This is a genomic window from Streptomyces sp. NPDC014889 (genome assembly GCF_043081205.1).
Lineage (GTDB): Bacteria > Actinomycetota > Actinomycetes > Streptomycetales > Streptomycetaceae > Streptomyces.
Window position 1 is genome coordinate 26,739 of record NZ_JBIBWH010000006.1, and the last position, 23,720, is coordinate 50,458.

The following is a 23,720-nucleotide window of genomic DNA, read 5'->3' on the forward strand; positions in this document are numbered from 1 at the left end:
GACGGAGGATTCGGACAACCGTGGACGCGCAAGGCCGTGGGCGGGCGGACAACATCGACCCCGCAGACCAGTGGGTACTCAATCCGGACACCGGCGAATACGAACTGCGACTGACCCCTTCCGCTCCGCAGTCGGCGGTGCCGGGTCCCCGCCGGCCGTCCGCCGGCAGGGCCGGGGGCAACGCGTCCGGGGAGTCCCAGGCGGCGCCCGCACGACAGAAGACCCGCGAGGCCGCTCCCGCCGAAACGGTGCCCGCACCGCGCCGGCGCCGGGCGGCGCCGCCGGACGAGCCGCCGCCCGGACGGCGGGGGCGCCGGCCGGAGAAGAAGTCGAAGACCAAGAAGGTCCTGATGTGGACCGGCGGCACCATGGCGCTCGTCCTGGTGGGCGCCACCACGGCCGGCTACCTGTTCCTCAAACACCTCGAGGGAAACGTCACCACGACCGACGTGGGCGGCGCGGCCAAGAACGGCTTCAGCAAGGACGAGGCCTTCAACATACTGATCATCGGCACGGACAAGCGCACCGGCAAAGGCAATGGGGGCTACGGCGACAAGGGCAGCGTGGGTCACGCCGACACCAACGTCCTGCTGCACGTCTCCAAGGACCGTACGAACGCGACCGCGCTGAGCATCCCGCGCGACCTGATCGTGGACATCCCTGACTGCCCGACCAAGCAGCCCGACGGCAGCACGAAGGTCATCCCGGGGACGTCCGGCCAGCGCTTCAACACGAGCCTCGGCCAGGACGGCCGCGACCCGGGCTGCACCATGCGCACGGTCAAAGAGGTCACGGGTGTTCAGCCCGACCACTTCATGATGGCCGACTTCAACGCGGTCAAGACGCTGACGACGGCGGTCGGCGGGGTCGACGTGTGCCTCAAGCACGCCGTGAACGATGACAAATCGCACCTGAACCTGCGCGCCGGCAAGTCCACCATCGAGGGCGAGGACGCGCTGGCCTTCGTGCGTACCCGGCATGCCTGGGGAAACCAGGGCGACCTGGACCGCATCAAGGTGCAGCAGCAGTTCCTCAGCTCGCTGATGCGCAAGATGGCCTCCGGGGACACCCTCACCGACCCGACCAAGCTGTACGACCTGGCCGACGCCGCCACCAAGGCGCTGACCGTCGACACCGGCATCGGCAAGGTCAGCGCCCTCAAGGACGTGGCTCTGGAGTTGAAGAAGGTGCCGACGAAGAACATCACCTTCCTGACGGTGCCGGTGCGGGACAACCCGGCCGAAAAGGTCCGCGCGACGGTCGTCGTCGACCCGAACCTCGCGCCCCCGGTCTTCGACGCCATCGCCAACGACGTCTCCTTCACCGAAGTGAAGAAGAAGCAGAAGGCCGACAAGAGCGCCGCGGCCGCCCGCCTCAAGGGCACCCAGTCCGAGGCCTCCGAGGTGCGGGTCCGGGTCTTCAACGGAGGGGCCGCCGCCGGCGCCGCCGGGGAGACCGTCACCTGGCTGCAGACCTCCGTGGGCGTGCTCAAGTCGGAGAACGCGGCCAACGCGCCCAAGGAGATCGCCAAGACCACGCTCGAGTACGCGCCCGACCAGGCACCGCAGGCCCGCAAGCTCGCGGCGCTCATGGGACTGTCCGGGGCCGCGCTGAAGCCCGGCAAGAGCTTCACCAACTCCCAGGGTCTGCCGACGATGACCCTGACCCTGGGCAAGGACTTCAAGGGTGCCGGCGTGCCACTCACTCCGCCGACGAAGGCCCCGGAGGTCAGCGGAAAGTCCACGGCGGACAAGGTCGAATGCGCAAGTTGAGCGAACCGCACCACCTTATGGGCCTGTCGTGCGTCTAACCCGACGCACGGCAGGCCTGTTTCATGGCATGGCACCAGGGTGGGAGGACGGGGAGTGACGCGGAGCAGTCTGCGCGGGGAGGGGTCGGCGGTCGAGGAAGCGATACCTCCCGCGCCGCGCAAGGGCAGCACATCGGACGGCCGCGGCCGGCACGGTGGAGGGGGGCGCGGCGGAGGAGGACGCGGCGGGAAGAGGCGCGATGCCGGGGGCGCAAGCCCCGCGCGGCGCGTACTGCGCTGGTCGGCCACGGCGCTCGCACTGGTCGTACTCGGCACGGCCGGCGCCGGATACCTCTACTACCAGCACCTGAACAACAACATCCGCAAGGGTCAGCGCAGCAGCGGCGACTCCAAGGCGCAGCGGTCGAGGCCGAACGCGGCCGGCCAGACGCCCATGAACATCCTGCTGATCGGTTCCGACAGCCGTAACTCCGACGCGAACGTCGCGCTGGGCGGCAGCCGGGACAACCGCGGCACCCCGCCGCGGGCCGATGTGCAGATGCTGATCCACCTGGCCGCGGACCGCAAGAGCGCCGCCGTGGTGAGCATCCCGCGGGACACCCGGGTCGACATCCCCAAGTGCACCGACCCCGACACCGGCGAGGTCTATCCGCCGGTCAACAAGATCATCAACGAGTCGCTGGCCCGCGGCGGCCCCGGCTGTACGCTCGCCACCTGGGAGAGCCTCACCGGTGTGTACATCGACCACTGGATGACGATCGACTTCGCGGGCGTGGTGAAGATGGCGGACGCCATCGGCGGCGTCGAGGTCTGCGTCAAGCAGAACGTGTGGGACCACCCCACGCCCCAGGCGCCCGGGGGTTCCGGCCTGAAGCTGACGGCGGGCAAGCACAAGGTCAAGGGCAAACAGGCCCTGCAGTGGCTGCGCACCCGGCACGCCTGGGGCAGCGACCAGATGCGGGCCAGGGGCCAGCACATGTACCTGAACTCGATGATCCGCACGCTGCAGCACCAGAACGTCTTCACCGACACCGGCCGGCTGATGAACCTGGCGGAGACGGCCACGAAGTCGCTCGAGGTCTCCGAGGAGGTCGGCACCGTCAAGAAGCTGTACGACCTCGGAATGCAGCTGAAGACGGTCCCCACCGACCGCATCACCATGACCACGATGCCCAACATCAAGGACTGGAAGGACGAGAACCACCTGCTCCCGGACGGCGCCAACGCCGCGCGGATGTGGAAGATGCTCCGCGACGACGTGCCCTTCGACGACAAGGGCCCGTCGGCGGACGCCAAGAAGCGGACCGGCAAGAGCGCGCCGAGCAGGACTCCCTCGGTCGCGGCCGACCGCCTGGGCGTCCTGGTGCAGAACGCCACCCGCACCGCCACCCAGGCCCCGGTCGGCGGCCGGGCCCGGGAGATCAGCCAGGAACTGGCGGGCAAGGGCTTCACCCGGGCCGCCGCGGACACCTCGCCGGCGCTGGCGGAGGACGAGACGCTCGTGCGGTACCCGAGCGCGGACATGGAGGGCGACGCGCAGAGCGTCGCCAAGGCCCTCGGGATTCCGCTGAGTTCGGTGCGCAAGTCGACCGACGTCTCCGGTGTCACCGTCGTCGTCGGCGCCGACTGGCGTACGGGGAGCACCTATCCGGAGGAGGCCACGCCGAAGCCCGGAGAACTGCCCGACAACTCCGACGCCATCAACGGCTCGGACGAGAACCAGTGCATGGACGTGTACGCGCCCTATCGGTGGTAGCCGGCCAACGGGCCGCGTCGACGCCCCCGGGCGAACGCGGAGCAACAGGTGTCGGGCTCGGGGGCCGGAGAGGCAGGAATGAATGGCGTTCGCCATACAGGCCGATCGGCCCCAACTCCCTTATTCAGCAAGGGCTTTCATCTACAGATCTCTTATGCAAGCATCCCGCACATGAACATCACTAAAAAGATCGGAACTGTTCTTACCTCCCTCGCCGCGATCATCGGCATCGGCGTCGTCGTGGCCCCCGGCGCCTCCGCCTCCACGCCGTCCTCGTGCTCAAACGTCTCCCAGATCGGGACCACGCGCGTTCTGACCGTGGGCGGCATGCAGGCCGCGTCCGTCAAGCAGTACTACGGCTGCGGCTACAACTACGCCTACATCTTCGTCTGGCAGCAGTACCGCGACACGCACTCGTCGTGGGACCTGTATGTGAAGATCGTCAACGAGGCGGACTCCGGTGTCGACTACGGCCAGGCGACGGTGAACAACACCACGCGTTCCGAGCTGTGGGGTCCTGCGGCCAACACTGCCTCACGCTGCACGCACGCCACCGGCTACCTGAACTCGACCGGGGGATCCACCAGCTCCGTGTGCTGACGTTCCTCTCGCGCGGTTAGCCCCGGAGCACGCTTGGGCTCCGGGGCTGACTGGCCGTCGGCGGTCAGACCGGTCAGGCCTGGCCGGCCACTGCCGGCCGCCGGGACGCGATGACCCTTCTGGCCAGGGACTTGGGGCTGGTCAGGAAGCCCCAGCCCCAGGACATGTGCATGGTGGCCAGGGCGACCGGGATGCGCAGCCGGGCGGACAGGGGGAGGTTCCTGCCCGCGGGGAGCGAGCCGGCGGTGATCGCCGCCAGGTAGCCGCCGGGGACCACCAGGGCCCACGGGGTCAGGGCGGCGCCCACCACGATCCCGGCCGCGATGGCGCACACCGCGGCCGGCGGGGCGAGGTAGCGCAGGTTGATGGAGCCCTGGTGGTAGCGGGCGACCACGTGCCGCCAGCGGCCGTAGTCCTTGTACTGCTTGGCGAGGGCCTTGACGTTCGGGCGCGGCCGGTAGGACACCCGCAGTTCGGGCGAGAACCAGATCAGGCCGCCCGCCTCGCGGATGCGGAAGTTGAGCTCCCAGTCCTGGGCCCGGATGAACTCCTCGTTGTAGCCGCCCTGTTGCTCCAGGGCCGCGCGGCGGAAGACACCCAGGTAGACCGTTTCGGCCGGGCCGGCCCGGCCGCCGGTGTGGAAGACGGCGTTGCCCACCCCGATCTTCGAGGTCATGGCGGCGGCGACGGCGTGCTCCCAGGCGTTCTCGCCCTCGGCGTGCATGATGCCGCCGACGTTCTGCGCGCCGGTCTCCTCCAGGAGCCGTACCGCCGTGGCGATGTAGTCCGGCGAGAGCATCCCGTGCCCGTCGACACGGACCACGATCGGATGGCGGGAGGCCTTGATCGCGGCGTTGAGCGCGGCGGGGGTGCGGCCGGTGGGGTTCGGGACCGTGTGCACGCGCGGGTCCTCGGCCACGAGCCTGGCGGCGATCTCGTCCGTGCGGTCCGTGGACGGACCGAGGGCGATCACGACCTCCATCTCGCCGCCGTACTCCTGCGCGAGGATCGCTTCGACGGCTCCGCGCAGGTGCCGTTCCTCGTTGAGGACGGGCATGATCACAGAAACGGCGGGGAGCCGCACGTCGGGCTTGGCGTTCATCGGTGCTCACGTTACCGCGAACGGGGGACACCGGTGCGCGCCGTGGGGGTCACTGCGCCAATCAGGAGATCGTATGGCCCTACGGTGCTCACGGTGCCCACCCACGCCTATGCGGAGGTGTCCCCATGCCCACCACGCCGTCCCGGCCCCGCCCGCGGTCATCGCGCCCCCCGCAGCGCCGCCCCGCACCGCCGCGGTCGGCCCGGGTCCCGTACGCGTCCGTACCGCGGAAAAGACCGCGCTGGGCCATGCGGGCGGCGACCACGCTGTCGGTGGTGGTGCTCGCCTCCGCCGGGATCGGGCACGCGGTGGTCTCCAGCCTGGACGCGGACATCGCCCGGGTCGATCCCTTCAAGGACATGAAGAACCGCCCGCGGGCGGGTCACGGCATGAACGTCCTGCTGGTCGGCACCGACGGCCGGGACCGGATCAGCGAGCAGGAGCGGCGCCAGTACCGGCTGGGCGGCCAGGCCTGCCACTGCACCGACACGATGATGATCGTGCACGTGTCGCAGGACCGGCAGCGGGCCAGCGTGGTGAGCCTGCCCCGCGACTCCTACGCCGAGCTGCCCGGTCACATCGAGCAGAACTCCGGCAGGCGGCACGGACCGCATCCCGTCAAGCTCAACGCGGCGTACGCGGAGGGCGGGCCCCATCTGACCGTGCGCACGGTCGAGGACCTGACCCGTCTGAAGATCGACCACTATCTGGAGGTGGACTTCACCACCTTCATGCGGACCGTGGACGTCCTCGGCGGGGTGCAGATCTGCACCTACGAACCGATGAAGGACAGCTACTCCGGCCTGGACCTGCCGGCCGGCACGCACACGCTCTCCGGCGGCCAGGCCCTGCAGTACGTCCGTTCCCGGCACGTCGACGGGGCCAGCGACCTCGGCCGGATGAAGCGCCAGCAGCGGTTCCTGGCCGCCCTGATCGAGCGGGCGACCTCCTCCCGGGTGCTGCTGAACCCGATCAAGTTCCGGAACGTGGCGCTGACCGTGCTGGGCTCGGTGCGGGCGGACCAGGGTTTCCACACCGACGAGCTGCTGGACCTCGGCCGGGCGATGCGCAACTTCTCCCCGTCCTCCTCCGAGTTCACCACTGTCCCGATCGCGCAGCCGTCGTATCCCGTCAAGGGCGTCGGCTCGACGGTGAAGTGGGACCGGACCAAGGCGGACCGGCTCTTCCAGGCCCTGCGCGACGACCGGCCGCTGACCGTGGGACGGCCGCGGCCGACGCACCCTCCGGCGACCGTGCAGGTCGCCCCGCAGCAGATCCGGGTCCAGGTGGAGAACGGCACCGCCGCGGCCGGGCTCGGCAAGCGGGTGGACCGGGCGCTGGCCTCGACCGGGTTCCGTACGACCGGGGCGCCCACGGATGCCAAGGACCGCACCGCGCGGCGGACCGTCGTGCTCTACGACCCCCAGTGGGACCGGTCGGCGAAGTCGCTCGCCGCGGCGCTGCCGGGCAGTGAGCTGCGGGCCGTGCCGGGGCAGGGCGCCACGCTCAAGGTGATCGCGGGAAGCGACTACCGCCAGGTGCGCCCGGTGCGGGTGGAGGACCCGGAGCAGGGTGCCGCCACGGTCGTGACGGGCGACGAGGTGCTGTGCGGCTGACGGAGTGAACCGGCGGGCCGCCGTCAGTCCTCGAAGCCCTCGGCGGCGCGCCTCTCGCGCAGCTCCTTGATCGCGCGGCGGCGGGCCAGGCGGTGGGTGCGGCGGATCTGGGCCTCCTGGTAGCGCCGCCGGTCCCGGTCGGTCTCGGGCAGCACCGGCGGCACGGGGCGCGGCTTGCCGTCGGCGTCCACGGCGGTGAAGACCAGGTAGGCCGAGCCGACCCGGGTGGTCGGCGTGGACTCGTTCCAGCGTTCGGCGAGGACTCGCACGCCGACCTCCATGGAGGTGCGGCCGGTCCAGTTGACCTGGGCCTTCACATGGACGAGGTCGCCGACCCGGACCGGTTCGAGGAACACCATCTCGTCCATGGACGCCGTGACGGCGGGTCCGCCGCTGTGCCGGCCGGCCACCGCGCCCGCCGCGTCGTCGACCAGCTTCATGATCACACCGCCGTGCACCGTCCCCAGCAGGTTGGTGTCGTTGTGGGTCATGATGTGGCTCAGGGTGGTCCGGGAAGCCGAAGTCGGCTTGCCGGGGATGTCCGATATCTCGGACTCGAGGGCGGAGGCCTGCTCTGTCATGACCCCTACCTTATGCCGAGGCGGCATCCGGGGAATTTGTGTCAGCTTGGCAACAGCGGCGCCCTTATTTACTGACGGCCCTTGTAAGGCACACAGCGGTGCCCTGCACACTGGGGCGCATGACTGATTGGCCCGAGGGGCGGTCCGGCGGCGACCGCGGACCCCGATACGGACGCGGCAGCGCCGGCGCGACGCCGGAAGGGGCGCGTGTGATGCGCCAGGTACGGCGCGGCGGCCCGGGGGGCCCCGCCGGACAGGGCGGGTACCCCGGCCCCGGCGGCCCCGGTCCCTCGGCACCGCCGTACGGGATCCCGCAGCAGCCGTCGTACGTCGACGGCCGGGGATACGACGATCCCGGCGGCTACGACGGTTACGACAGCGGCTACAACTCCGGCCATGTCTACGGCGGACCCGGCGGACCGGGCGGCGACGACCCCCGCGCCTACCGTGCCGCGCCGAACTGGCGCCGCCGCTTCAAGTGGACCGTGATCACCCTGGTCACGCTGCTCGTGGTGACCTCGGTCGCGACCTACTTCTGGGCCGACTCCAAGCTGCGCCGCGAGGTCGACCTGTCCAAGGTCATCGACCGCCCGGAGGCCGGCAAGGGCACGAACTACCTGATCGTCGGCTCCGACAGCCGTGAGGGCATGTCCTCCGAGCAGAAGAAGGATCTGCACACCGGGTCCGCCGAGGGCAAGCGCACGGACTCGATGATGATCCTGCACGTCGGCGACAACGGCGACACCCTGATATCCCTGCCGCGCGACTCCAACGTCACGATCCCGCAGTTCCGCGGTTCGGAGTCCGGCAAGATCAAGGGCCCGCTCGGCCCGAACAAGCTGAACGCGGCCTACGCCTTCGACGGCCCGGAGCTGCTGGTCCGCACCGTCGAGTACAACACCGGACTGCACATAGACCACTACGTGGAGATCGGCTTCGCCGGCTTCGCGAACATCGTGGACGCGGTCGGCGGCGTGGAACTCACCCTCGACAAGGGCTTCAAGGACAAGTACTCGGGCGCCGACTTCAAGGCGGGCAAGCAGACGCTGGACGGCCGGCAGGCCCTGGCCTTCGTCCGCACCCGGCACGCCTTCGCCGCCTCCGACCTGGAGCGCACGAAGAACCAGCAGAAGTTCCTCGCGGCCCTGGCCCACCAGGTGGCGACCCCCTCGACCGTCCTGAACCCGTTCAAGCTCTACCCGACGATGGGCGCGGGCCTGGACTCCCTGATCGTCGACAAGGACATGAGCCTGTGGGACCTGGCCTCCATGTTCTGGGCGATGAAGAACGTCAACGGCGGCGACGGCACCTCCATGAACATGCCGATATCCGGCTCGACCGGCGGCAACCTCGTGTGGGACATGCCGAAGGTCAAGACGCTGGTCAACGAGCTGAAGAACGACGAGAAGGTCACGGTCACGGGCAACTGACCCGGCCCCTGGGCCAGGAGAGCCCCGCGGTGCCGGCCGGCACCGCGGGGCTTCGGCCGTCCGGTCGGGCTCAGGTCACATCCTGACGCCGGCCATCGCGCGGCACATCTCCGCGCAGCGGCGACACGCCTCCGCGCAGCGCCTCATCATCTTGTCGTCGGGCATGGACATGCACGCCTCGGCGCACATGTCGCACGCCTTGGCGCACATCGCGCACATCTCGGCCGCCATGGGCGAGCGGCGCATCATCATGTCCGCGCACATGCGGGTCATCTCGGAGCAGTCCATGAGCGCGCGCATGATCTGCATCTGCGCCTGGCCGCCCAACTGCATGCAGCCGCTCATGGCCTCTTCGCAGACGGTGTGGCACGCCATGCAGGCCTGGACGCAGTCCTGCATCTCCTTGCTCATGGGGGTCATGGTTCCGGGCTGGGTCATGGCTCCTCCTGGGGGACGAAGGGCACCGGGGCGGGGCCCTGTTCCCTTCCGTCGTACGCCCGCCCGGGCACCCGCGCCATCCGGCACGGACACCGCCCCGGTTACCGCCGTTCGGCTTACGGCGGCCCTCTCCCGGGGCGACGCGAACGGCCCCCGGCGCGATGCCGGAGGCCGTCGAACACCCGTGAAGGGACCCGCCGGAGAGGGATCCGCTAGGGCAGGTTCCTCGCCATCACGATCCGCTGGACCTGGTTCGTGCCCTCGTAGATCTGCGTGATCTTGGCGTCGCGCATCATGCGCTCGACCGGGTAGTCGCGGGTGTAGCCGTAGCCGCCGAGGAGCTGGACGGCGTCCGTGGTGACCTCCATGGCGACGTCCGAGGCGAAGCACTTGGCGGCGGCGCCCTGGAAGGTGAGGTCGGAATCGCCCCGCTCCGACTTGGCGGCGGCCGCGTAGGTGAGGTTGCGGGCGGCCTCGATCTTCATGGCCATGTCGGCGAGCATGAACTGGATGCCCTGGAAGTCGGCGATCGGCTTGCCGAACTGCTTGCGCTCCTTGACGTAGCCCTTGGCGTAGTCGAGGGCGCCCTGGGCGATGCCGAGGGCCTGGGCCGCGATGGTGATGCGGGTGTGGTCCAGGGTCTTCATCGCCGTGGCGAAGCCGGTGCCCTCGGCGCCGATCATGCGGTCGGCGGGGATACGGACGTTGTCCAGGTAGACCTCGCGGGTCGGGGAGCCCTTGATGCCGAGCTTCTTCTCCGGGGCGCCGAAGGAGACCCCGGGGTCCGACTTCTCGACGACGAACGCCGAGATGCCCTTGCTGCGCTTGTCGGGGTCGGTGACGGCCATCACCGTGTAGAAGTCGGACACGCCCGCGTTGGTGATCCAGCGCTTCACGCCGTTGAGGACGTACGTGTCGCCCTCGCGGACCGCCTTGGTCTTCATGCCGGCCGCGTCGGAGCCCGCGTCCGGCTCGGACAGGCAGTACGAGAACATCGCGTTGCCCTTGGCGAGCGGGGTCAGGTACCGCTTCTTCAGTTCCTCGGAGCCGGAGAGCATCACCGGCAGCGAACCCAGCTTGTTCACGGCCGGGATGAGGGAGGAGGACGCGCACACGCGGGCCACCTCCTCGATCACGATCACCGTCGCGAGGGCGTCCGCGCCCGCGCCGCCGTACTCCTCGGGCACGTGCACCGCGTGCAGGTCGTTGGCGACCAGCGCCTCCAGGGCCTCCTGCGGGAAGCGGGCCTCCTCGTCCACCACGGCGGCGTACGGCGCGATCTTCGCCTCGGCCAGCGAGCGGACGGCGTCGCGGAGCATGTCGTGCTCCTCGGACGGGCGGTACAGGTCGAAGTCAGCCGATCCGGCCAAGGTCTCTCACGCTCCAACGCTAATTACCGTTAAGTAACCCAAATTTTATGCGCCCGCCCACGTCAGTGATACGTGAGCTTGGCGACAGCGGGGACATTGCCCGGCGAAGGCCCCGCGCATGCCCCCGATATGCTCGGGCACCGCATCACCATCGTCTCTCCTGGAGCACCCATGAGCCTCAAGATCACTGTGATCGGCACCGGCTATCTCGGCGCGACGCACGCCGCGGCCATGGCCGAGCTCGGGTTCGAGGTACTGGGTCTGGACATCGTCCCCGAGAAGATCGAGATGCTCCGGCGGGGCGAGGTCCCGATGTACGAGCCCGGTCTCGATGAGCTGCTGCGGCGGCACGTGGCCGGGATCGAGGGCTCGACCGGGCGGCTGAGCTTCACGACGGACTACGCGGAGGCGGCCGCGTTCGGCGACATCCACTTCGTCTGCGTGAACACCCCGCAGAAGCACGGCGAGTACGCCTGTGACATGAGTTACGTGGACTCCGCCGTCACCTCGCTCGCCCCGCACCTGACCGGTCCCGCGCTCGTCGTCGGCAAGTCGACGGTGCCCGTGGGGTCCGCCGACCGGCTGGCCCGTACGATCACCGAGCTCGCGCCCGCGGGCGCGGACGTGGAGCTGGCCTGGAACCCGGAGTTCCTGCGCGAGGGCTTCGCCGTGCAGGACACGCTGCACCCGGACCGGATCGTGGTCGGCGTGCGCAGCGAGCGGGCGGAGAAGCTGCTGCGCGAGATCTACGCCACGCCGATCGGCGAGGGTTCCCCCTTCGTGGTCACCGACTTCCCCACCGCGGAACTGGTGAAGACCTCCGCGAACTCCTTCCTGGCCACGAAGATCTCCTTCATCAACGCGATGGCCGAGGTCTGCGAGGCCGCCGGCGGCGACGTGGCCAAGCTGGCCGAGGCCATCGGACACGACGACCGGATCGGCAGGAAGTTCCTGCGGGCCGGGATCGGCTTCGGCGGCGGCTGCCTGCCCAAGGACATCCGGGCCTTCATGGCGCGCGCCGGTGAACTGGGCGCGGACCAGGCGCTGACCTTCCTGCGCGAGATCGACTCCGTCAACATGCGCCAGCGCGGGCAGATGGTGGAGCTGGCCCGGCAGGCGCTGGGCGGCGGGCCGTTCCTCGGCAAGCGGGTCGCGGTGCTCGGCGCCACCTTCAAGCCGGACTCGGACGATGTACGGGACTCTCCCGCGCTCAACGTCGCCGGGCAGATCCACCTCCAGGGCGGCCAGGTGACGGTCTACGACCCCAAGGGCATGGACAACGCCCGGCGGGTGTTCCCCACGCTCGGATACGCGGGCTCCGCGCTCGAGGCCGTGCGGGGCGCGGACGTCGTGCTGCACCTGACGGAGTGGCGGGAGTTCCGCGAGCTGGACCCGGCCGGGCTGGGCGAGGTCGTGGCCGCCCGGGTGGTCCTCGACGGGCGCAACGCGCTCGACCCGGAGCTGTGGCGGCGGGCCGGGTGGACGTACCGGGCGATGGGACGCCCGACCGCTTAGTCCCGCGCCGGCGGGCAGACAAGGACATGTGACGCCGGTTCGGCCGAGGCTCAGTCGGCCGAACCGGCGTCTGCACGCATTGTGCACCACCGGAGCCGGGTGTGAACGAGGAACTCCCTGTGGATCAGGTCTGCTTCGCCCGGTAGCGGCGCATCTTCGCGCGCGCTCCGCACACCTGCATCGAGCACCAGCGGCCGCGGCCGGCCGGGCTGCGGTCGTAGAACGCCCAGTGGCACGTGGCCGCCTCACAGGCCTTCAGCCGGGTCCAGGTGCCCGCGACGAGGGCCTCGGCGACGGCGGCGGCGACCCGGGAGAGCAGGGGACCGGCGTCGGCGGGCACGAGCGTGGCCGAGCCGTCCCCGGCGTCGACGGACACCAGCAGCGGCGCCCGCGCCAGCAGCTCGCCCAGCGGTGTCACCTCCCGGTGCGGGGAGTGACCGGCGTGAGCCAGCAGCGCCGCCCGCAGCGACTCGCGCAGCTCGCGTGCCCGCGGCAGCTCCGCCTCGGGGATCCCCAGCCGCGCCCGGCCCTCCGCCGTGTCGAGCGAGTCGGCGCCCGTCTCGATGTCCAGCGTGTTCACCAGGGCCTCGACCAGCGCCAGGCCCCCGGGCGCGGACGATCTCTCACTCATGTCAGCGACGGTACCTCTTGAATGCGGTTGCGTCGTTACCTGCAATGCGGGAGCATACGGTAACGGTTACCGGTTACCCGCCTCCATGGGTAACACCGTCCCCGACTGGGAGGAAGTCATGGCTCTCGCCAAGCTGGGTGTCGTCGTCCTGGACTGTCCCGACCCGCGCGCCCTCGCCGGCTTCTACGCCGAGGTGCTCGGCGGGACCGTGGAGGGCGACGGCGACTGGGTGGACCTGAAGGTGCCGGGCGGATCGGCGCTGGCGTTCCAGCGGGCGCCGGGGCACGTGCCGCCGAGGTGGCCGGCCGGGGACGCCTCGCAGCAGTTCCACCTGGACCTGGTGGTGGAGGACCTGGACACGGCGGAGAAGGGGGTGCTGGCGCTCGGCGCGAAGCCCCTGGCCGAGCAGGGCGGCAAGAGCTTCCGGGTCTACGCCGATCCGGCCGGGCACCCGTTCTGCCTGTGCGCCTGCTGAGAGACGTCCGCCGGCCGCCGTACGCGACGGGACGGGACGGCAGGAGACGCACGTACGTGGTCTCCTGCCGTCCGGCAGCGGAACTCAGCCGTCGAGTTCGCCGATCGTCGCGTTGGACGGTGCCCGGGTGGCCTGTTCGTCACGGGCCACGTCCTCCGCGGCGCCCAGGACACGGACCGCGTTCTGCCAGGTGAGCTTGGCCAGGTCAGTCCTGGACCAGCCTCGGTCCAGGAGTTCCGCGATCAGGTTCGGGTAGCCGGAGACGTCGCCGAGGCCGTCGGGGGTGAAGGGCGTGCCATCGTAGTCGCCGCCGATGCCCAGGTGGTCGACGCCGGCGACCTCACGCATGTGGTCGAGGTGGTCGGCCACCGTGGCGACCGTGGCGACCGGGCGCGGGTGCGCCTCCTCGAAGGCATGGTGGACCTTCATCGCCTCGGCGGTGCTGTCGAGGGGGTGGAAGCCGTGTGCGCGCATGTTCTCGTCGGCGGCGGACGTCCAGTCCACGGCCGCCTGGAGCACGAACTTGGGCACGAACGTCACCATCGCGATCCCGCCGTTGGCGGGCAGCCGCTCCAGCACGTCGTCCGGGATGTTGCGGGGGTGGTCGCACACGGCCCGCGCGGAGGAGTGCGAGAAGATCACCGGCGCGCTCGTGGTGTCGAGCGCGTCCCGCATGGTCGTCGCGGCCACGTGGGAGAGGTCGACCAGCATGCCGAGCCGGTTCATCTCCCGGACCACCTCGCGGCCGAAGGCCGACAGGCCGCCCACGCCCGGCTCGTCCGTCGCCGAGTCCGCCCAGGCCACGTTGTCGTTGTGGGTGAGCGTCATGTACCGCACGCCGAGCGCGTACAGCCCGCGCAGCGTGCCGAGGGAGTCGGCGATGGAGTGGCCGCCCTCGGCGCCCATGAGGGAGGCGATCCGGCCCTCGGCACGCGCCGCCTCCATGTCGGCGGCGGTCAGGGCGGGTGCCAGGTCGGCCGGGTGGCGGGCGAGCAACTGCCGTACGCAGTCGATTTGTTCCAGCGTCGCCGGCACCGGGTCGGGCAGGTCCGCGCGGACGTAGACCGACCAGAACTGGGCGCCGACGCCGCCCTCGCGCAGGCGGGGCAGGTCGGTGTGCAGATGGGCGTTCTGGGGGGTGGCGATGTCGCGGGCGTCGAGGTCGTAGCGGACCTGCTCGCGCAGCGCCCAGGGCAGGTCGTTGTGGCCGTCGACGACGGGGAACTCGCGCAGCAGGTCCCGGGCTTCGTTCAGCGAGGTCATCGGCGTCACTTCCCCGTGCCGAAGCCGAAGCCGCCGGAGTTCTCGACCTTGGCGCGCAGCCGCTTGCCCTTCTCGGTGGCCTGGTCGTTCAGCTCCTGCTGGAACTCCCGCATCCGGGCGAGCAGTTCCTCGTCGTGCGCGGCGAGCATCCGGGCGGCGAGCAGCCCCGCGTTGCGGGCGCCGCCCACGGACACGGTCGCCACCGGAACCCCGGCCGGCATCTGCACGATCGACAGCAGGGAGTCCATGCCGTCCAGGTACTTCAGCGGGACGGGCACGCCGATCACCGGCAGCGGCGTCACGGAGGCGAGCATGCCGGGCAGATGGGCGGCCCCGCCCGCGCCCGCGATGATCGCCTTCAGTCCGCGGTCCACCGCACGCTCGCCGTACGCGATCATCTCGCGCGGCATGCGGTGCGCGGAGACCACGTCGACCTCGTAGGAGATCTCGAACTCGTCGAGCGCCTCGGCGGCTGCCTCCATGACGGGCCAGTCGGAGTCCGACCCCATGACGATGCCAACAACTGGGCTCATTCGGTGATGGTGCCTCTCAGGTAGCCGGCTGCGTGACGGGCGCGTTCCAACACGTCGTCCAGGTCGTCGCCGTAGGTGTTGACGTGGCCGACCTTGCGGCCGGGCTTCACGTCCTTGCCGTACATGTGGATCTTGAGCTGGGGGTCGCGGGCCATGCAGTGCAGGTACGCGGAGTACATGTCGGGATAGTCGCCGCCGAGCACGTTCACCATGACGGTCCACCGGGCGCGCGGGCGGGGGTCGCCGAGCGGGAGGTCGAGGACCGCGCGGACGTGGTTGGCGAACTGGGAGGTGATGGCGCCGTCCATCGACCAGTGGCCGGAGTTGTGCGGGCGCATCGCCAGCTCGTTGACGAGGATGCGCCCGTCGCGGGTCTGGAACAGCTCGACGGCGAGGTGGCCGACGACACCGAGTTCCTTGGCGATGGTCAGCGCGAGCTGCTCGGCCTGGAGGGCCAGTCTCTCGTCGAGGTCGGGTGCCGGGGCTATCACGGTGTCGCAGACGCCGTTCACCTGCCGCGACTCGACGACCGGGTAGGCCACGGCCTGGCCGTGCGGGGAGCGTACGACGTTGGCGGCGAGTTCCCGGACGAAGTCGACCTTCTCCTCGGCGAGGACGGGCACACCGGCGCGGAAGGGCTCGGCGGCCTCCTCGACGGAGTCGACCACCCACACGCCCTTGCCGTCGTAACCACCGCGGACGGTCTTCAGGACCACGGGAAACCCGTCGCCCTCGGCAGCGAACGCGGCGACATCCTGCGGGTCGGCCACGATCCGGTGCCGCGGGCACGGCACGCCGATCGCGTCGAGCCGCGCGCGCATCACGCCCTTGTCCTGGGCGTGCACGAGCGCGTCGGGGCCGGGGCGCACGGGGATGCCGTCCGCCTCCAGGGCCCGCAGGTGCTCGGTGGGGACGTGCTCGTGATCGAAGGTGATCACGTCGCAGCCCCGCGCGAACGCGCGCAGCGTGTCCAGGTCGCGGTAGTCGCCGATGACGACGTCGCTCACCACCTGCGCCGCGGAGTCCTGGGGAGTGTCACTGAGGAGCTTGAACCTGATGCCCAGCGGGATGCCCGCCTCGTGTGTCATACGAGCGAGCTGGCCACCGCCGACCATGCCGACTACCGGAAACGTCACGCTCCTAGGGTATCGGCCGCGGCGCCGCGCCCAGCTTCCGCGCCCGCCGGGGCCGTACCGGCGCCTCTCGGGGATGTCACCCCCCGCACTGACGTACGCGGCGGCGCCCCCATCGGCGTTCTTACCAGTCGCTTCGACGGCTCTTTCCCGCCTTTTCCCGGACTCTTTCCGACCCGTTCCCGAGCTGATGCCTTGTCCACAGGCGCGGGCGTGCGCCGCTGGTTAGCATGGCCGGGTTGACGGAATCGACCGAGACGGGGGCCTGCACGACCATGGAACATGGTTCCTCGGGGCTTCGACCGGCGCCCCCGGCGCCCCGCGGCGCGCTGCGCAGGCGCGTGGACCAGCTCTGGCGCGAGGTCGTGAAGTTCGGCGCGGTGGGCGGGGCGGGACTGCTGGTCAACCTGCTCGTGTTCAACCTGGTGCGGCACGTGACCGGACTCCAGGTGGTGCGGGCGAGCGTCATCGCCACCGTCGTGGCGATCGTCTTCAACTACATCGGCTTCCGCTACTTCACCTACCGGGACCGCGACAAGAGCGGGCGCACCAAGGAACTGACGCTGTTCCTGCTGTTCAGCGTGGTCGGTTTGGTGATCGAGAACGGCGTGCTGTACCTGGCGACGTACGGCTTCGGCTGGGACAGCCCGCTGCAGAGCAACGTCTTCAAGTTCCTCGGCATCGGCATCGCCACCCTGTTCCGCTTCTGGTCGTACCGCACCTGGGTCTTCCGCACCCTGCCGGCCCGGCAGGCAGTGGCGGGCGCGGAGTCCTTCCTCCAGACCGAGTCGAAGAAGCCCCGGACCAACGCCTTCCGCTAGATCCCGGGCTCGGGCGGTCAGCGCACCGTCGGGTCCTCCGGCTGCCTCTTCAGCGGCGGGGTGCGGGACAGGAACAGGCCGAAGACGGGCGGCTGGGCCTGGAGCAGTTCCAGGCGGCCGCCGTCGGCCTCGGCGAGGTCGCGGGCGACGGCGAGTCCGATGCCCGTGGAGTTGCGGCCGCTGATGGTGCGCTCGAAGATCCGGGCGCCCAGGTCGGCGGGGACGCCGGAGCCCTCGTCGGTGACCTCCACCACGGCCTGGTTGCCGGTCACCCGGGTGCGCAGCGCCACCGTGCCGCCGCCGTGCATGAGGGAGTTCTCGATCAGCGCGGCCAGCACCTGCGCGACGGCGCCCGGCGTGCCCACGGCCTGGAGGTGCCGTTTGCCGGAGCTGACGATCGCACGGCCGGCGCTGCGGTAGGCGGGGCGCCACTCGGCGATCTGCTGCTGGATGACCTCATCGAGGTCGAAGGAGACGGCGGAGCCGGTGCGCGGGTCGCGGGCGTTGGTCAGCAGGCGGTCCACCACGTCGGTCAGCCGCTCGACCTGGGTGAGGGCGACGTTCGCCTCCTCCTTCACCGTGTCCGGGTCGTCGGTGAGGGTGATCTCCTCCAGGCGCATGGACAGCGCGGTCAGCGGCGTACGCAGCTGGTGCGAGGCGTCGGCGGCGAGCCGCCGCTCGGCGGTCAGCATCCGGGCGATGCGCTCGGCCGATCCGTCGAGCACGTCCGCGACCCGGTCCAGCTCCGGGACGCCGTAGCGCTTGTGGCGGGGGCGCGGGTCGCCGGATCCGAGACGCTCGGCGGTCTCGGCGAGGTCGGTCAGCGGGGAGGCGAGCCGGTTGGCCTGGCGGACTGCGAGCAGCACCGCGGCGACCACCGCGAGCAGCGCGACCAGGCCGATGATCAGCAGCGTGCGGCCGACCTCGCGGGTCACCGAGGAGCGGGGCTCCTCCACCCGAACGGTCTCGCCCTGCTCTCCCTTGGCCGTGGAGTGGATCACGTCGCCGGACGGTTTGTCGCCGACCTGGATGGGCGGCTTCCCGGGGATGCCGATCACGGCGTACTGACCGTCGGCCATCTGGTGGCGCAGGATCCCCGCGTTGACCGTCGCGTCACCGAGCAGCCGGCTGTCGACGATGCTGGCCAGCCGCAGCGCCTCGGAGTCGACGCGCTCCTGGGCGCTGCTGCTGATGGTGCGGGTCTCGACGATCACCAGGGACACGCCGAAGACGGCGATCACGACCAGGACCACGGCAAGCGTGGACTGGATCAGTCGGCGGCGCATGTCCTCCTACCTGACGGAAGCACGGGGCGGCGGGCTCAGCTCTTCTCGAAGCGGAAGCCGACTCCGCGCACGGTCGCGATGTACCGGGGGTTCGCCGCGTCGTCGCCGAGCTTCTTGCGCAGCCACGAGATGTGCATGTCGAGTGTCTTGGTGGACGACCACCACGTGGTGTCCCAGACCTCGCGCATCAGCTGGTCGCGGGTGACGACCCGGCCCGCGTCCCGCACGAGCACCCGGAGCAGGTCGAACTCCTTGGCGGTGAGCTGGAGCTCCTCGTCGCCCATCCACGCGCGGTGGGACTCGACGTCGATGCGCACGCCGTGCGTGGCCGGCGGCTGCTGCGGCTCTGCGGCGCCGCGCCGCAGCAGGGCCCGGACGCGGGCGAGCAGTTCGGCGAGCCGGAAGGGCTTGGTGACGTAGTCGTCGGCGCCCGCGTCGAGGCCGACGACGGTGTCCACCTCGTCGGCGCGTGCGGTCAGGATCAGGATGGGCACCGTGTGGCCGTCGGAGCGCAGCCGGCGGGCAACCTCCAGGCCGTCCATGCCGGGCAGTCCGAGGTCCAGCACGACCAGGTCGACACCGCCCTGCATTCCGGCGTCGAGCGCGGCGGGTCCGTCCTCACGCACCTCGACCTCGTAACCTTCCCTGCGCAGTGCGCGGGCCAGCGGCTCCGAGATGGACGCGTCGTCCTCGGCGAGCAGTACACGGGTCATGAGCCGATGGTAGTCCGCTCGCGCTGCCCGCTGGGGCGGTCCTGCGGTGTGATCGACACGCGCGGTTCTTACCTTGCGGCCGGTCGAGTGCCGCTCGGGCGGCCCGCCTCGCGGCGCGGCCGGCCTGGACGCGATCGTTTGAGGTCTCGGTAATAGACCTTCGAAAGCAGGGCAGGGTTCCCCAGGAACCTGTGATCCATGTCTCAAGTCCTTCCATATCCGGCAGTGTCCTGCCGTATGGTGGATTGAACGTCTGATGCACACAGGGGACCTTTGGCGATCGTATTGACGCTGAAGGTCTCTTTTGTGAGCGGGCCGGCCCGGGCCGGCCCGGGAAGAATGACCTAGGGCCGGGCCTCGTACGCGCGTCGACGCGGGCAGAGGTGTGGATCCCGGTGGCCGTCGTCCGCCGCTTCGCGATCCGGAGCGGACTCCCCCTGGGCGTGGGGTGGACCTCGGGCCTGCCGGTGCCGGCCACCCCCACCGGGCGCGTAACCGCCGAGGGCGGCGCGTCCCGACCAGCAAGGAACGACCATGGCGTCCAGCCTGACGAAGGACTCGGTCCATCCGGGCACCCCCGGTTCCGAGAAGACCTTCTTCGGCCACCCCCGCGGCCTGGCCACCCTCTTCATGACCGAGATGTGGGAGCGCTTCAGCTTCTACGGTATGCGGGCTCTGCTCGTCGTGTACCTGCTCTCCGGCGGCCCCGACGCCAAGAAGGGGAGCATGAGCGGTGGGCTCGGCATGGACCTGGCCACCACCACCGCCATCTACTCCGTCTATCTGTCGATGGTGTACCTGCTCGCCATGCCCGGCGGATGGCTGGGTGACCGCGTCTGGGGTCCCCGCAAGACGGTGGCGATCGCCGCGATCACGATCATGGCGGGCCACGCGGTCCTGGCGCTGCCCGGCGGCCAGGCGCCCTTCTTCGCCGGTCTCGCGCTGGTCGCGCTCGGCTCCGGCCTGCTGAAGGCCAACATCTCCACCATGGTCGGCCACCTCTACAACGGCCCGGACGACCCGCGCCGCGACGGTGGCTTCACGATCTTCTACATGGGCATCAACATGGGTGCCTTCTTCGCGCCGCTGATCATCGGCACCGTCGGTCAGCAGGTCAGCTGGCACCTGGGCTTCGGCCTCGCCGCCGTGGGCATGGCGATCGGCCTCGCGGCCTTCCTCATCGGCACCCGGAACCTGAGCCCGCAGAGCAACGTCGTGCCCAAGCCGCTGGACGCCGTCGAGCGCGCCTCCTGGCTGCGCAAGGGCCTGACCTGGCTCGCGGTCGCCGCCGTCTTCTACGGCCTCGTCGGCTTCACCGGCCACTTCACCCTGAACTGGGCGATGATCCCGCTCACGGTCATCGGCCTGGTCATCCCGGCCGGCGTCCTGCTGCGCATCAAGCGCGACAAGGAGCTGTCGGGCGTCGAGCAGTCCAGGATGACCGGCTACATCTGGTTCTTCGTCGCGGCCGCCGCCTTCTGGATGATCTACGACCAGGGCGGCTCCACGGTCCAGGCGTTCGGTGAGACCAAGACCTCCTCCTCGCTGCTGGGCTTCGGCTTCCCCTCCTCCTGGTACCAGTCGCTGAACCCGGTGTTCATCATGGCGCTGGCCCCGGTCTTCGCCTGGTTCTGGCTGTGGCTGAGCCGGAAGGGCAAGGAGCCGAGCACGGTCGCGAAGTTCTCGGCCGCCCTGTTCTTCATCGGCGTCTCGTTCTTCTTCTTCCTGCTGCCGCTGGGCATGGCCGGCGGCGACACCATGGTCAGCCCGATGTGGCTGGTCGGCATCTACCTGATCCAGACCGTCGGCGAGCTGTGCCTCTCCCCGGTCGGCCTGTCGGTGACGACCAAGATGGCCCCGGCCAAGTACGCCAGCCAGATGATGGGCGTGTGGTTCCTCGCGGTCACCGCGGGCGACTCCATCACCAGCCTGCTGTCCAACCCCGCCGTGGCCGGGGTCGACCTCAGCGGCACGGGAGCGGTCACCCTGGAGGCGGTCCTCGCCGCCCTCGCCGGTGTCGCGGTGTACATGTACCGCCGGAAGGTGAAGTCCCTGATGGGCGACGTGCACTGACGTCTCCTGCCGGAACACGAAAGGGCCGCCCCTCGCGGGGCGGCCCTTTCGTGTTGCCGGTCTTCGTGTGGCCGCCCTCGTGCCGCCGGTCCTCGCGCCGTCTCGTGCCGCGGTCGCCGTCGGGCCTCGCCGAGCGGCTCCCGTTCAGGCGGGTGCCCCCAGTTCGGCCCACACTCTCTTGCCGGTGACGCCGGGCGCGCGCACGACACCCCAGTCCAGGCACAGCCGCTGGACGATGAACATGCCGTGGCCGCCGGGACGCCCCGCCCGGTGCGGGGTGCGCGGGGCGGGCTGTCCTGTGCCGCGGTCGGAGACCTCCAGGCGGATCACCTTGTTGTCGCAGGTGATCTCCAACTGATCGGGGCCCTCGGCGTGCAGGCAGGCGTTGGTGACCAGTTCGGAGACGACGAGGAGTACGTCCTCCGCGGCGGCCCGCTGGTCGGCGGTCGCGGCGGGCAGCCAGCCCCACGCGTACAGCGCCTGGCGGGTGAAGTCGCGGGCGAGCGGCACGACGCCGCTCTCGCCGTCGAAGCTCAGCCTGCGGATCTGGCGACTCCCGGACGGGGCCGCCGGCACGGCCGTCGCACCCCCTGGGGGTACCGCGCCCGCCGGCGCGTCCCCCTCGGACGCCCCGGAAGCGCCGCTGGGCTCCGGGCCGCGGTCGCCCGGCGAGTAAGGCCGGGTGGTGGCCATCAGCGCTTCACCTCACCGATTCACCAGTTCACGATTCAAAAGTCACCAGTCACTTCACACGTACACGGTCGGTACGTCCGTACACACGCCGAACCCGGTCGCCGACTCGCGAGGGCGGCCGATCCACTCAGGATGTCTCCTGCCCGACCGATCGAGGGGAACACCCCCGTTTTCGGCCCGCCATGCCGACGCCCGGCGTACGCCGGGCGCGGAGCACGGAAGGGGCACGTCGACGGACCCGGGGCCGGCTCAGCCGGCCTCGTCGGCCAGCGCGTCCTCCAGGGAGCCGTGCACGGTGAAGACCGCGTCCGCCCCTGTGATCTCGAACACGCGGGCCACCACCGGCAGCATCCCGGCCAGATGCACGCCCCCTCCGGCCGCCTCCGCCTTCAGCCGCGCGCCCAGCAGGACGTTCAGCCCCGTGGAGTCGCAGAACTCCAGGCGTGAACAGTCCACCACCAGGCGCGAGCGCCCCTTGTCGAGGCACTCCTCGAGCGGCTCGCGCAGCAGGTCGGCCGTGTGGTGATCGAGCTCACCCGCCGGCGTCACGACGGCACTGGAGCCCTCTTGCCGCACCTCCACCAGAAGCCGGCCCGACTGTGCGCTGCCGACCGTCCCGCGGTCCATGCCGTCTTCTCTCCCGGGGTCTTGGCTGCTGACTGACGCCCTCGAACACTACGCCTTCCCTCACCGCTCCGACACCCGAACAACTACACACAATCGGACATAGCCCCACATAAGGAACTTGCGGCGGTGTTGGGAAAGCGGGTAGGGCTAGTAGGGACCCGCACCCGACACGGCCGGCTTTGGAGGCGCCGCACACCGCAGTGCACATATTGGCTTCGGCAGCCATATGCCGAGAACGATGGAGGACATCATGTCACCCCGGCTCGACGCCTCGCATACCCGGATGGCGACGTCGGCATCCCCCACGGAGCACCTGGATCCCATCGAATTTCCCGACGTACGCGCCGAGCGGGCCGATCAGGCCGACGCACTGGCCGGACTTCCGGACATCCCCCCGTACGACGAAGTGGCGCCCGACGACGCCCGGGCCCTCTCCAAGGCCCTCTTCGAGCGGCTGGAGTCCCTCGAGGAGGGCACGCACCCCTACTCGTACGTCCGCAACACGCTCGTCGAGCTCAACCTCGCGCTCGTCAAGTTCGCCGCCTCCCGTTTCCGCTCCCGCAGCGAGCCGATGGAGGACATCATCCAGGTCGGCACCATCGGCCTGATCAAGGCGATCGACCGGTTCGAACTGTCCCGGGGCGTGGAGTTCCCCACGTTCGCGATGCCCACCATCATCGGTGAGATCAAGCGCTTCTTCCGCGACACCTCCTGGTCCGTGCGCGTCCCGCGCCGGCTCCAGGAACTGCGCCTCGACCTCGCCAAGGCCGGTGACGAACTGGCCCAGCGGTTTGACCGCGCCCCGACCGTCGCCGAACTCGCCGAGCACCTCGGTCTGTCCAGGGACGAGGTGGTGGAGGGCATGGCCGCCTCCAACGCCTACACCGCTTCGTCGCTGGACGCCCAGCCCGAGGAGGACGACTCCGAGGGCGCCCTCGCGGACCGCATCGGCTACGAGGACCACGGGCTCGAAGGCATCGAGTACGTCGAGGCGCTGAAGCCGCTGATCGCGCAGCTGCCCTCCAGGGACCGGAAGATCCTGTCCCTGCGGTTCGTCGCCAATATGACCCAGTCGGAGATCGGCGAGGAACTGGGCATCTCGCAGATGCACGTCTCGCGGCTGCTGTCCCGCACACTCGGACAACTGCGCAAGGGCCTGACGCTCGAGGAGTGACCGGGTGACGGGGCGGCGGTGAGGCGCCGGTCGACGGGCTCGACAGCCGCGACCGGCGCCTCACCGCCGCCCTGAGCGGTCCTGCTCTCAGCCTGTTCAGACCTGTTCAGAACTGTTCA

Annotated in this window: 22 protein-coding genes; 10 read left to right on the top strand and 12 right to left on the bottom strand. The window is 70.3% G+C overall.

Translation table 11 applies throughout. From position 1 onward, the window contains the following. Window positions 1-20 precede the first annotated feature (20 nt). The 3 genes from ACF09J_RS12875 (at window position 21) to ACF09J_RS12885 (ending at window position 4,127) form a co-directional block, all read left to right on the top strand. Window positions 21-1,772 carry an LCP family protein gene (locus ACF09J_RS12875; protein WP_392305451.1) on the top strand — a complete coding sequence of 584 codons (1,752 nt, stop codon included), beginning with the start codon at window positions 21-23 and terminating at the stop codon, window positions 1,770-1,772. Between the two features lie 93 nt (window positions 1,773-1,865). After that, a complete protein-coding gene (locus ACF09J_RS12880) occupies window positions 1,866-3,527 on the top strand; it encodes an LCP family protein (RefSeq protein ID WP_392305452.1) in 1,662 nt (553 codons plus the stop codon). A gap of 171 nt (window positions 3,528-3,698) precedes the next feature. After that, window positions 3,699-4,127 (top strand): hypothetical protein, encoded by a 429-nt coding sequence (locus tag ACF09J_RS12885; protein WP_392305453.1) that lies wholly within the window; start codon window positions 3,699-3,701, stop codon window positions 4,125-4,127. A 73-nt stretch (window positions 4,128-4,200) separates the two neighbouring features. Here the strand turns inward: ACF09J_RS12885 and ACF09J_RS12890 are convergent, their stop codons facing one another. Beyond that, on the bottom strand, window positions 4,201-5,229 hold the full coding sequence (locus tag ACF09J_RS12890; RefSeq protein ID WP_392305454.1) for a glycosyltransferase family 2 protein: 1,029 nt from the start codon (window positions 5,227-5,229) through the stop codon (window positions 4,201-4,203). Window positions 5,230-5,354: 125 nt separating this feature from the next. On the opposite strand from ACF09J_RS12890, the gene ACF09J_RS12895 reads away from it, so the two are divergent. Next, a complete protein-coding gene (locus ACF09J_RS12895; RefSeq protein WP_392305455.1) occupies window positions 5,355-6,845 on the top strand; it encodes an LCP family protein in 1,491 nt (496 codons plus the stop codon). Window positions 6,846-6,868: 23 nt separating this feature from the next. Here ACF09J_RS12895 and ACF09J_RS12900 read toward each other — a convergent pair whose 3' ends face one another. After that, complete coding sequence (locus tag ACF09J_RS12900) at window positions 6,869-7,453, bottom strand: acyl-CoA thioesterase (RefSeq protein ID WP_392305456.1); 585 nt, start codon at window positions 7,451-7,453, stop codon at window positions 6,869-6,871. Between the two features lie 92 nt (window positions 7,454-7,545). On the opposite strand from ACF09J_RS12900, the gene ACF09J_RS12905 reads away from it, so the two are divergent. After that, window positions 7,546-8,856, top strand: a complete 1,311-nt coding sequence (locus ACF09J_RS12905; RefSeq protein ID WP_392305457.1) for an LCP family protein — start codon at window positions 7,546-7,548, stop codon at window positions 8,854-8,856. 75 nt (window positions 8,857-8,931) lie between these two features. Here ACF09J_RS12905 and ACF09J_RS12910 read toward each other — a convergent pair whose 3' ends face one another. Both ACF09J_RS12910 and ACF09J_RS12915 read right to left on the bottom strand, forming a co-directional pair. Next, entirely contained in the window at window positions 8,932-9,294 is a 363-nt protein-coding gene (locus tag ACF09J_RS12910; RefSeq protein ID WP_392305458.1) for a four-helix bundle copper-binding protein, read from the bottom strand. 212 nt (window positions 9,295-9,506) lie between these two features. Further along, entirely contained in the window at window positions 9,507-10,664 is a 1,158-nt protein-coding gene (locus ACF09J_RS12915) for an acyl-CoA dehydrogenase (RefSeq protein ID WP_392305459.1), read from the bottom strand. Window positions 10,665-10,835: 171 nt separating this feature from the next. On the opposite strand from ACF09J_RS12915, the gene ACF09J_RS12920 reads away from it, so the two are divergent. Then, window positions 10,836-12,179 carry a UDP-glucose dehydrogenase family protein gene (locus ACF09J_RS12920; RefSeq protein WP_392305460.1) on the top strand — a complete coding sequence of 448 codons (1,344 nt, stop codon included), beginning with the start codon at window positions 10,836-10,838 and terminating at the stop codon, window positions 12,177-12,179. A gap of 124 nt (window positions 12,180-12,303) precedes the next feature. On the opposite strand, the gene ACF09J_RS12925 is transcribed toward ACF09J_RS12920, so the two are convergent. After that, a complete protein-coding gene (locus ACF09J_RS12925; RefSeq protein ID WP_392305461.1) occupies window positions 12,304-12,810 on the bottom strand; it encodes a CGNR zinc finger domain-containing protein in 507 nt (168 codons plus the stop codon). A gap of 118 nt (window positions 12,811-12,928) precedes the next feature. On the opposite strand from ACF09J_RS12925, the gene ACF09J_RS12930 reads away from it, so the two are divergent. After that, a complete protein-coding gene (locus ACF09J_RS12930; protein WP_392305462.1) occupies window positions 12,929-13,285 on the top strand; it encodes a VOC family protein in 357 nt (118 codons plus the stop codon). An 84-nt stretch (window positions 13,286-13,369) separates the two neighbouring features. On the opposite strand, the gene ACF09J_RS12935 is transcribed toward ACF09J_RS12930, so the two are convergent. Genes ACF09J_RS12935 through ACF09J_RS12945 form a run of 3 tightly spaced genes read right to left on the bottom strand, consistent with a single transcriptional unit; the run spans window position 13,370 to window position 16,217 of the window. Beyond that, entirely contained in the window at window positions 13,370-14,548 is a 1,179-nt protein-coding gene (locus tag ACF09J_RS12935; protein ID WP_392305463.1) for a dipeptidase, read from the bottom strand. Window positions 14,549-14,553: 5 nt separating this feature from the next. Next, on the bottom strand, window positions 14,554-15,081 hold the full coding sequence (gene purE / locus ACF09J_RS12940; RefSeq protein ID WP_392305464.1) for a 5-(carboxyamino)imidazole ribonucleotide mutase: 528 nt from the start codon (window positions 15,079-15,081) through the stop codon (window positions 14,554-14,556). Next, the gene (locus ACF09J_RS12945) at window positions 15,078-16,217 is read right to left on the bottom strand and encodes a 5-(carboxyamino)imidazole ribonucleotide synthase (protein ID WP_392305465.1); all 1,140 of its coding nucleotides are present in this window, start codon (window positions 16,215-16,217) and stop codon (window positions 15,078-15,080) included. Before ACF09J_RS12945 ends, purE begins: the two co-directional genes overlap by 4 nt. A gap of 272 nt (window positions 16,218-16,489) precedes the next feature. Between ACF09J_RS12945 and ACF09J_RS12950 the strand changes: the two genes are divergently transcribed. Next, window positions 16,490-17,035: a GtrA family protein gene (locus ACF09J_RS12950; protein WP_392305826.1), complete on the top strand. Its 546-nt coding sequence runs from the start codon at window positions 16,490-16,492 to the stop codon at window positions 17,033-17,035. A gap of 17 nt (window positions 17,036-17,052) precedes the next feature. Here ACF09J_RS12950 and ACF09J_RS12955 read toward each other — a convergent pair whose 3' ends face one another. Together ACF09J_RS12955 and ACF09J_RS12960 are read right to left on the bottom strand one after the other, a co-directional pair. Further along, a complete protein-coding gene (locus ACF09J_RS12955; RefSeq protein ID WP_392305466.1) occupies window positions 17,053-18,321 on the bottom strand; it encodes an ATP-binding protein in 1,269 nt (422 codons plus the stop codon). A 35-nt stretch (window positions 18,322-18,356) separates the two neighbouring features. Then, a complete protein-coding gene (locus ACF09J_RS12960) occupies window positions 18,357-19,034 on the bottom strand; it encodes a response regulator transcription factor (RefSeq protein ID WP_100571005.1) in 678 nt (225 codons plus the stop codon). A 534-nt stretch (window positions 19,035-19,568) separates the two neighbouring features. On the opposite strand from ACF09J_RS12960, the gene ACF09J_RS12965 reads away from it, so the two are divergent. Further along, on the top strand, window positions 19,569-21,107 hold the full coding sequence (locus tag ACF09J_RS12965) for a peptide MFS transporter (protein WP_392305467.1): 1,539 nt from the start codon (window positions 19,569-19,571) through the stop codon (window positions 21,105-21,107). 144 nt (window positions 21,108-21,251) lie between these two features. Here the strand turns inward: ACF09J_RS12965 and ACF09J_RS12970 are convergent, their stop codons facing one another. Both ACF09J_RS12970 and ACF09J_RS12975 read right to left on the bottom strand, forming a co-directional pair. Next, window positions 21,252-21,800, bottom strand: coding sequence for an ATP-binding protein (locus ACF09J_RS12970; protein ID WP_392305468.1), 549 nt, complete (start codon window positions 21,798-21,800; stop codon window positions 21,252-21,254). 249 nt (window positions 21,801-22,049) lie between these two features. Then, window positions 22,050-22,427, bottom strand: coding sequence for an STAS domain-containing protein (locus tag ACF09J_RS12975; RefSeq protein WP_392305469.1), 378 nt, complete (start codon window positions 22,425-22,427; stop codon window positions 22,050-22,052). A gap of 238 nt (window positions 22,428-22,665) precedes the next feature. On the opposite strand from ACF09J_RS12975, the gene ACF09J_RS12980 reads away from it, so the two are divergent. Beyond that, complete coding sequence (locus ACF09J_RS12980) at window positions 22,666-23,601, top strand: RNA polymerase sigma factor SigF (protein WP_392305470.1); 936 nt, start codon at window positions 22,666-22,668, stop codon at window positions 23,599-23,601. The last annotated feature ends 119 nt before the right edge of the window (window positions 23,602-23,720 follow it).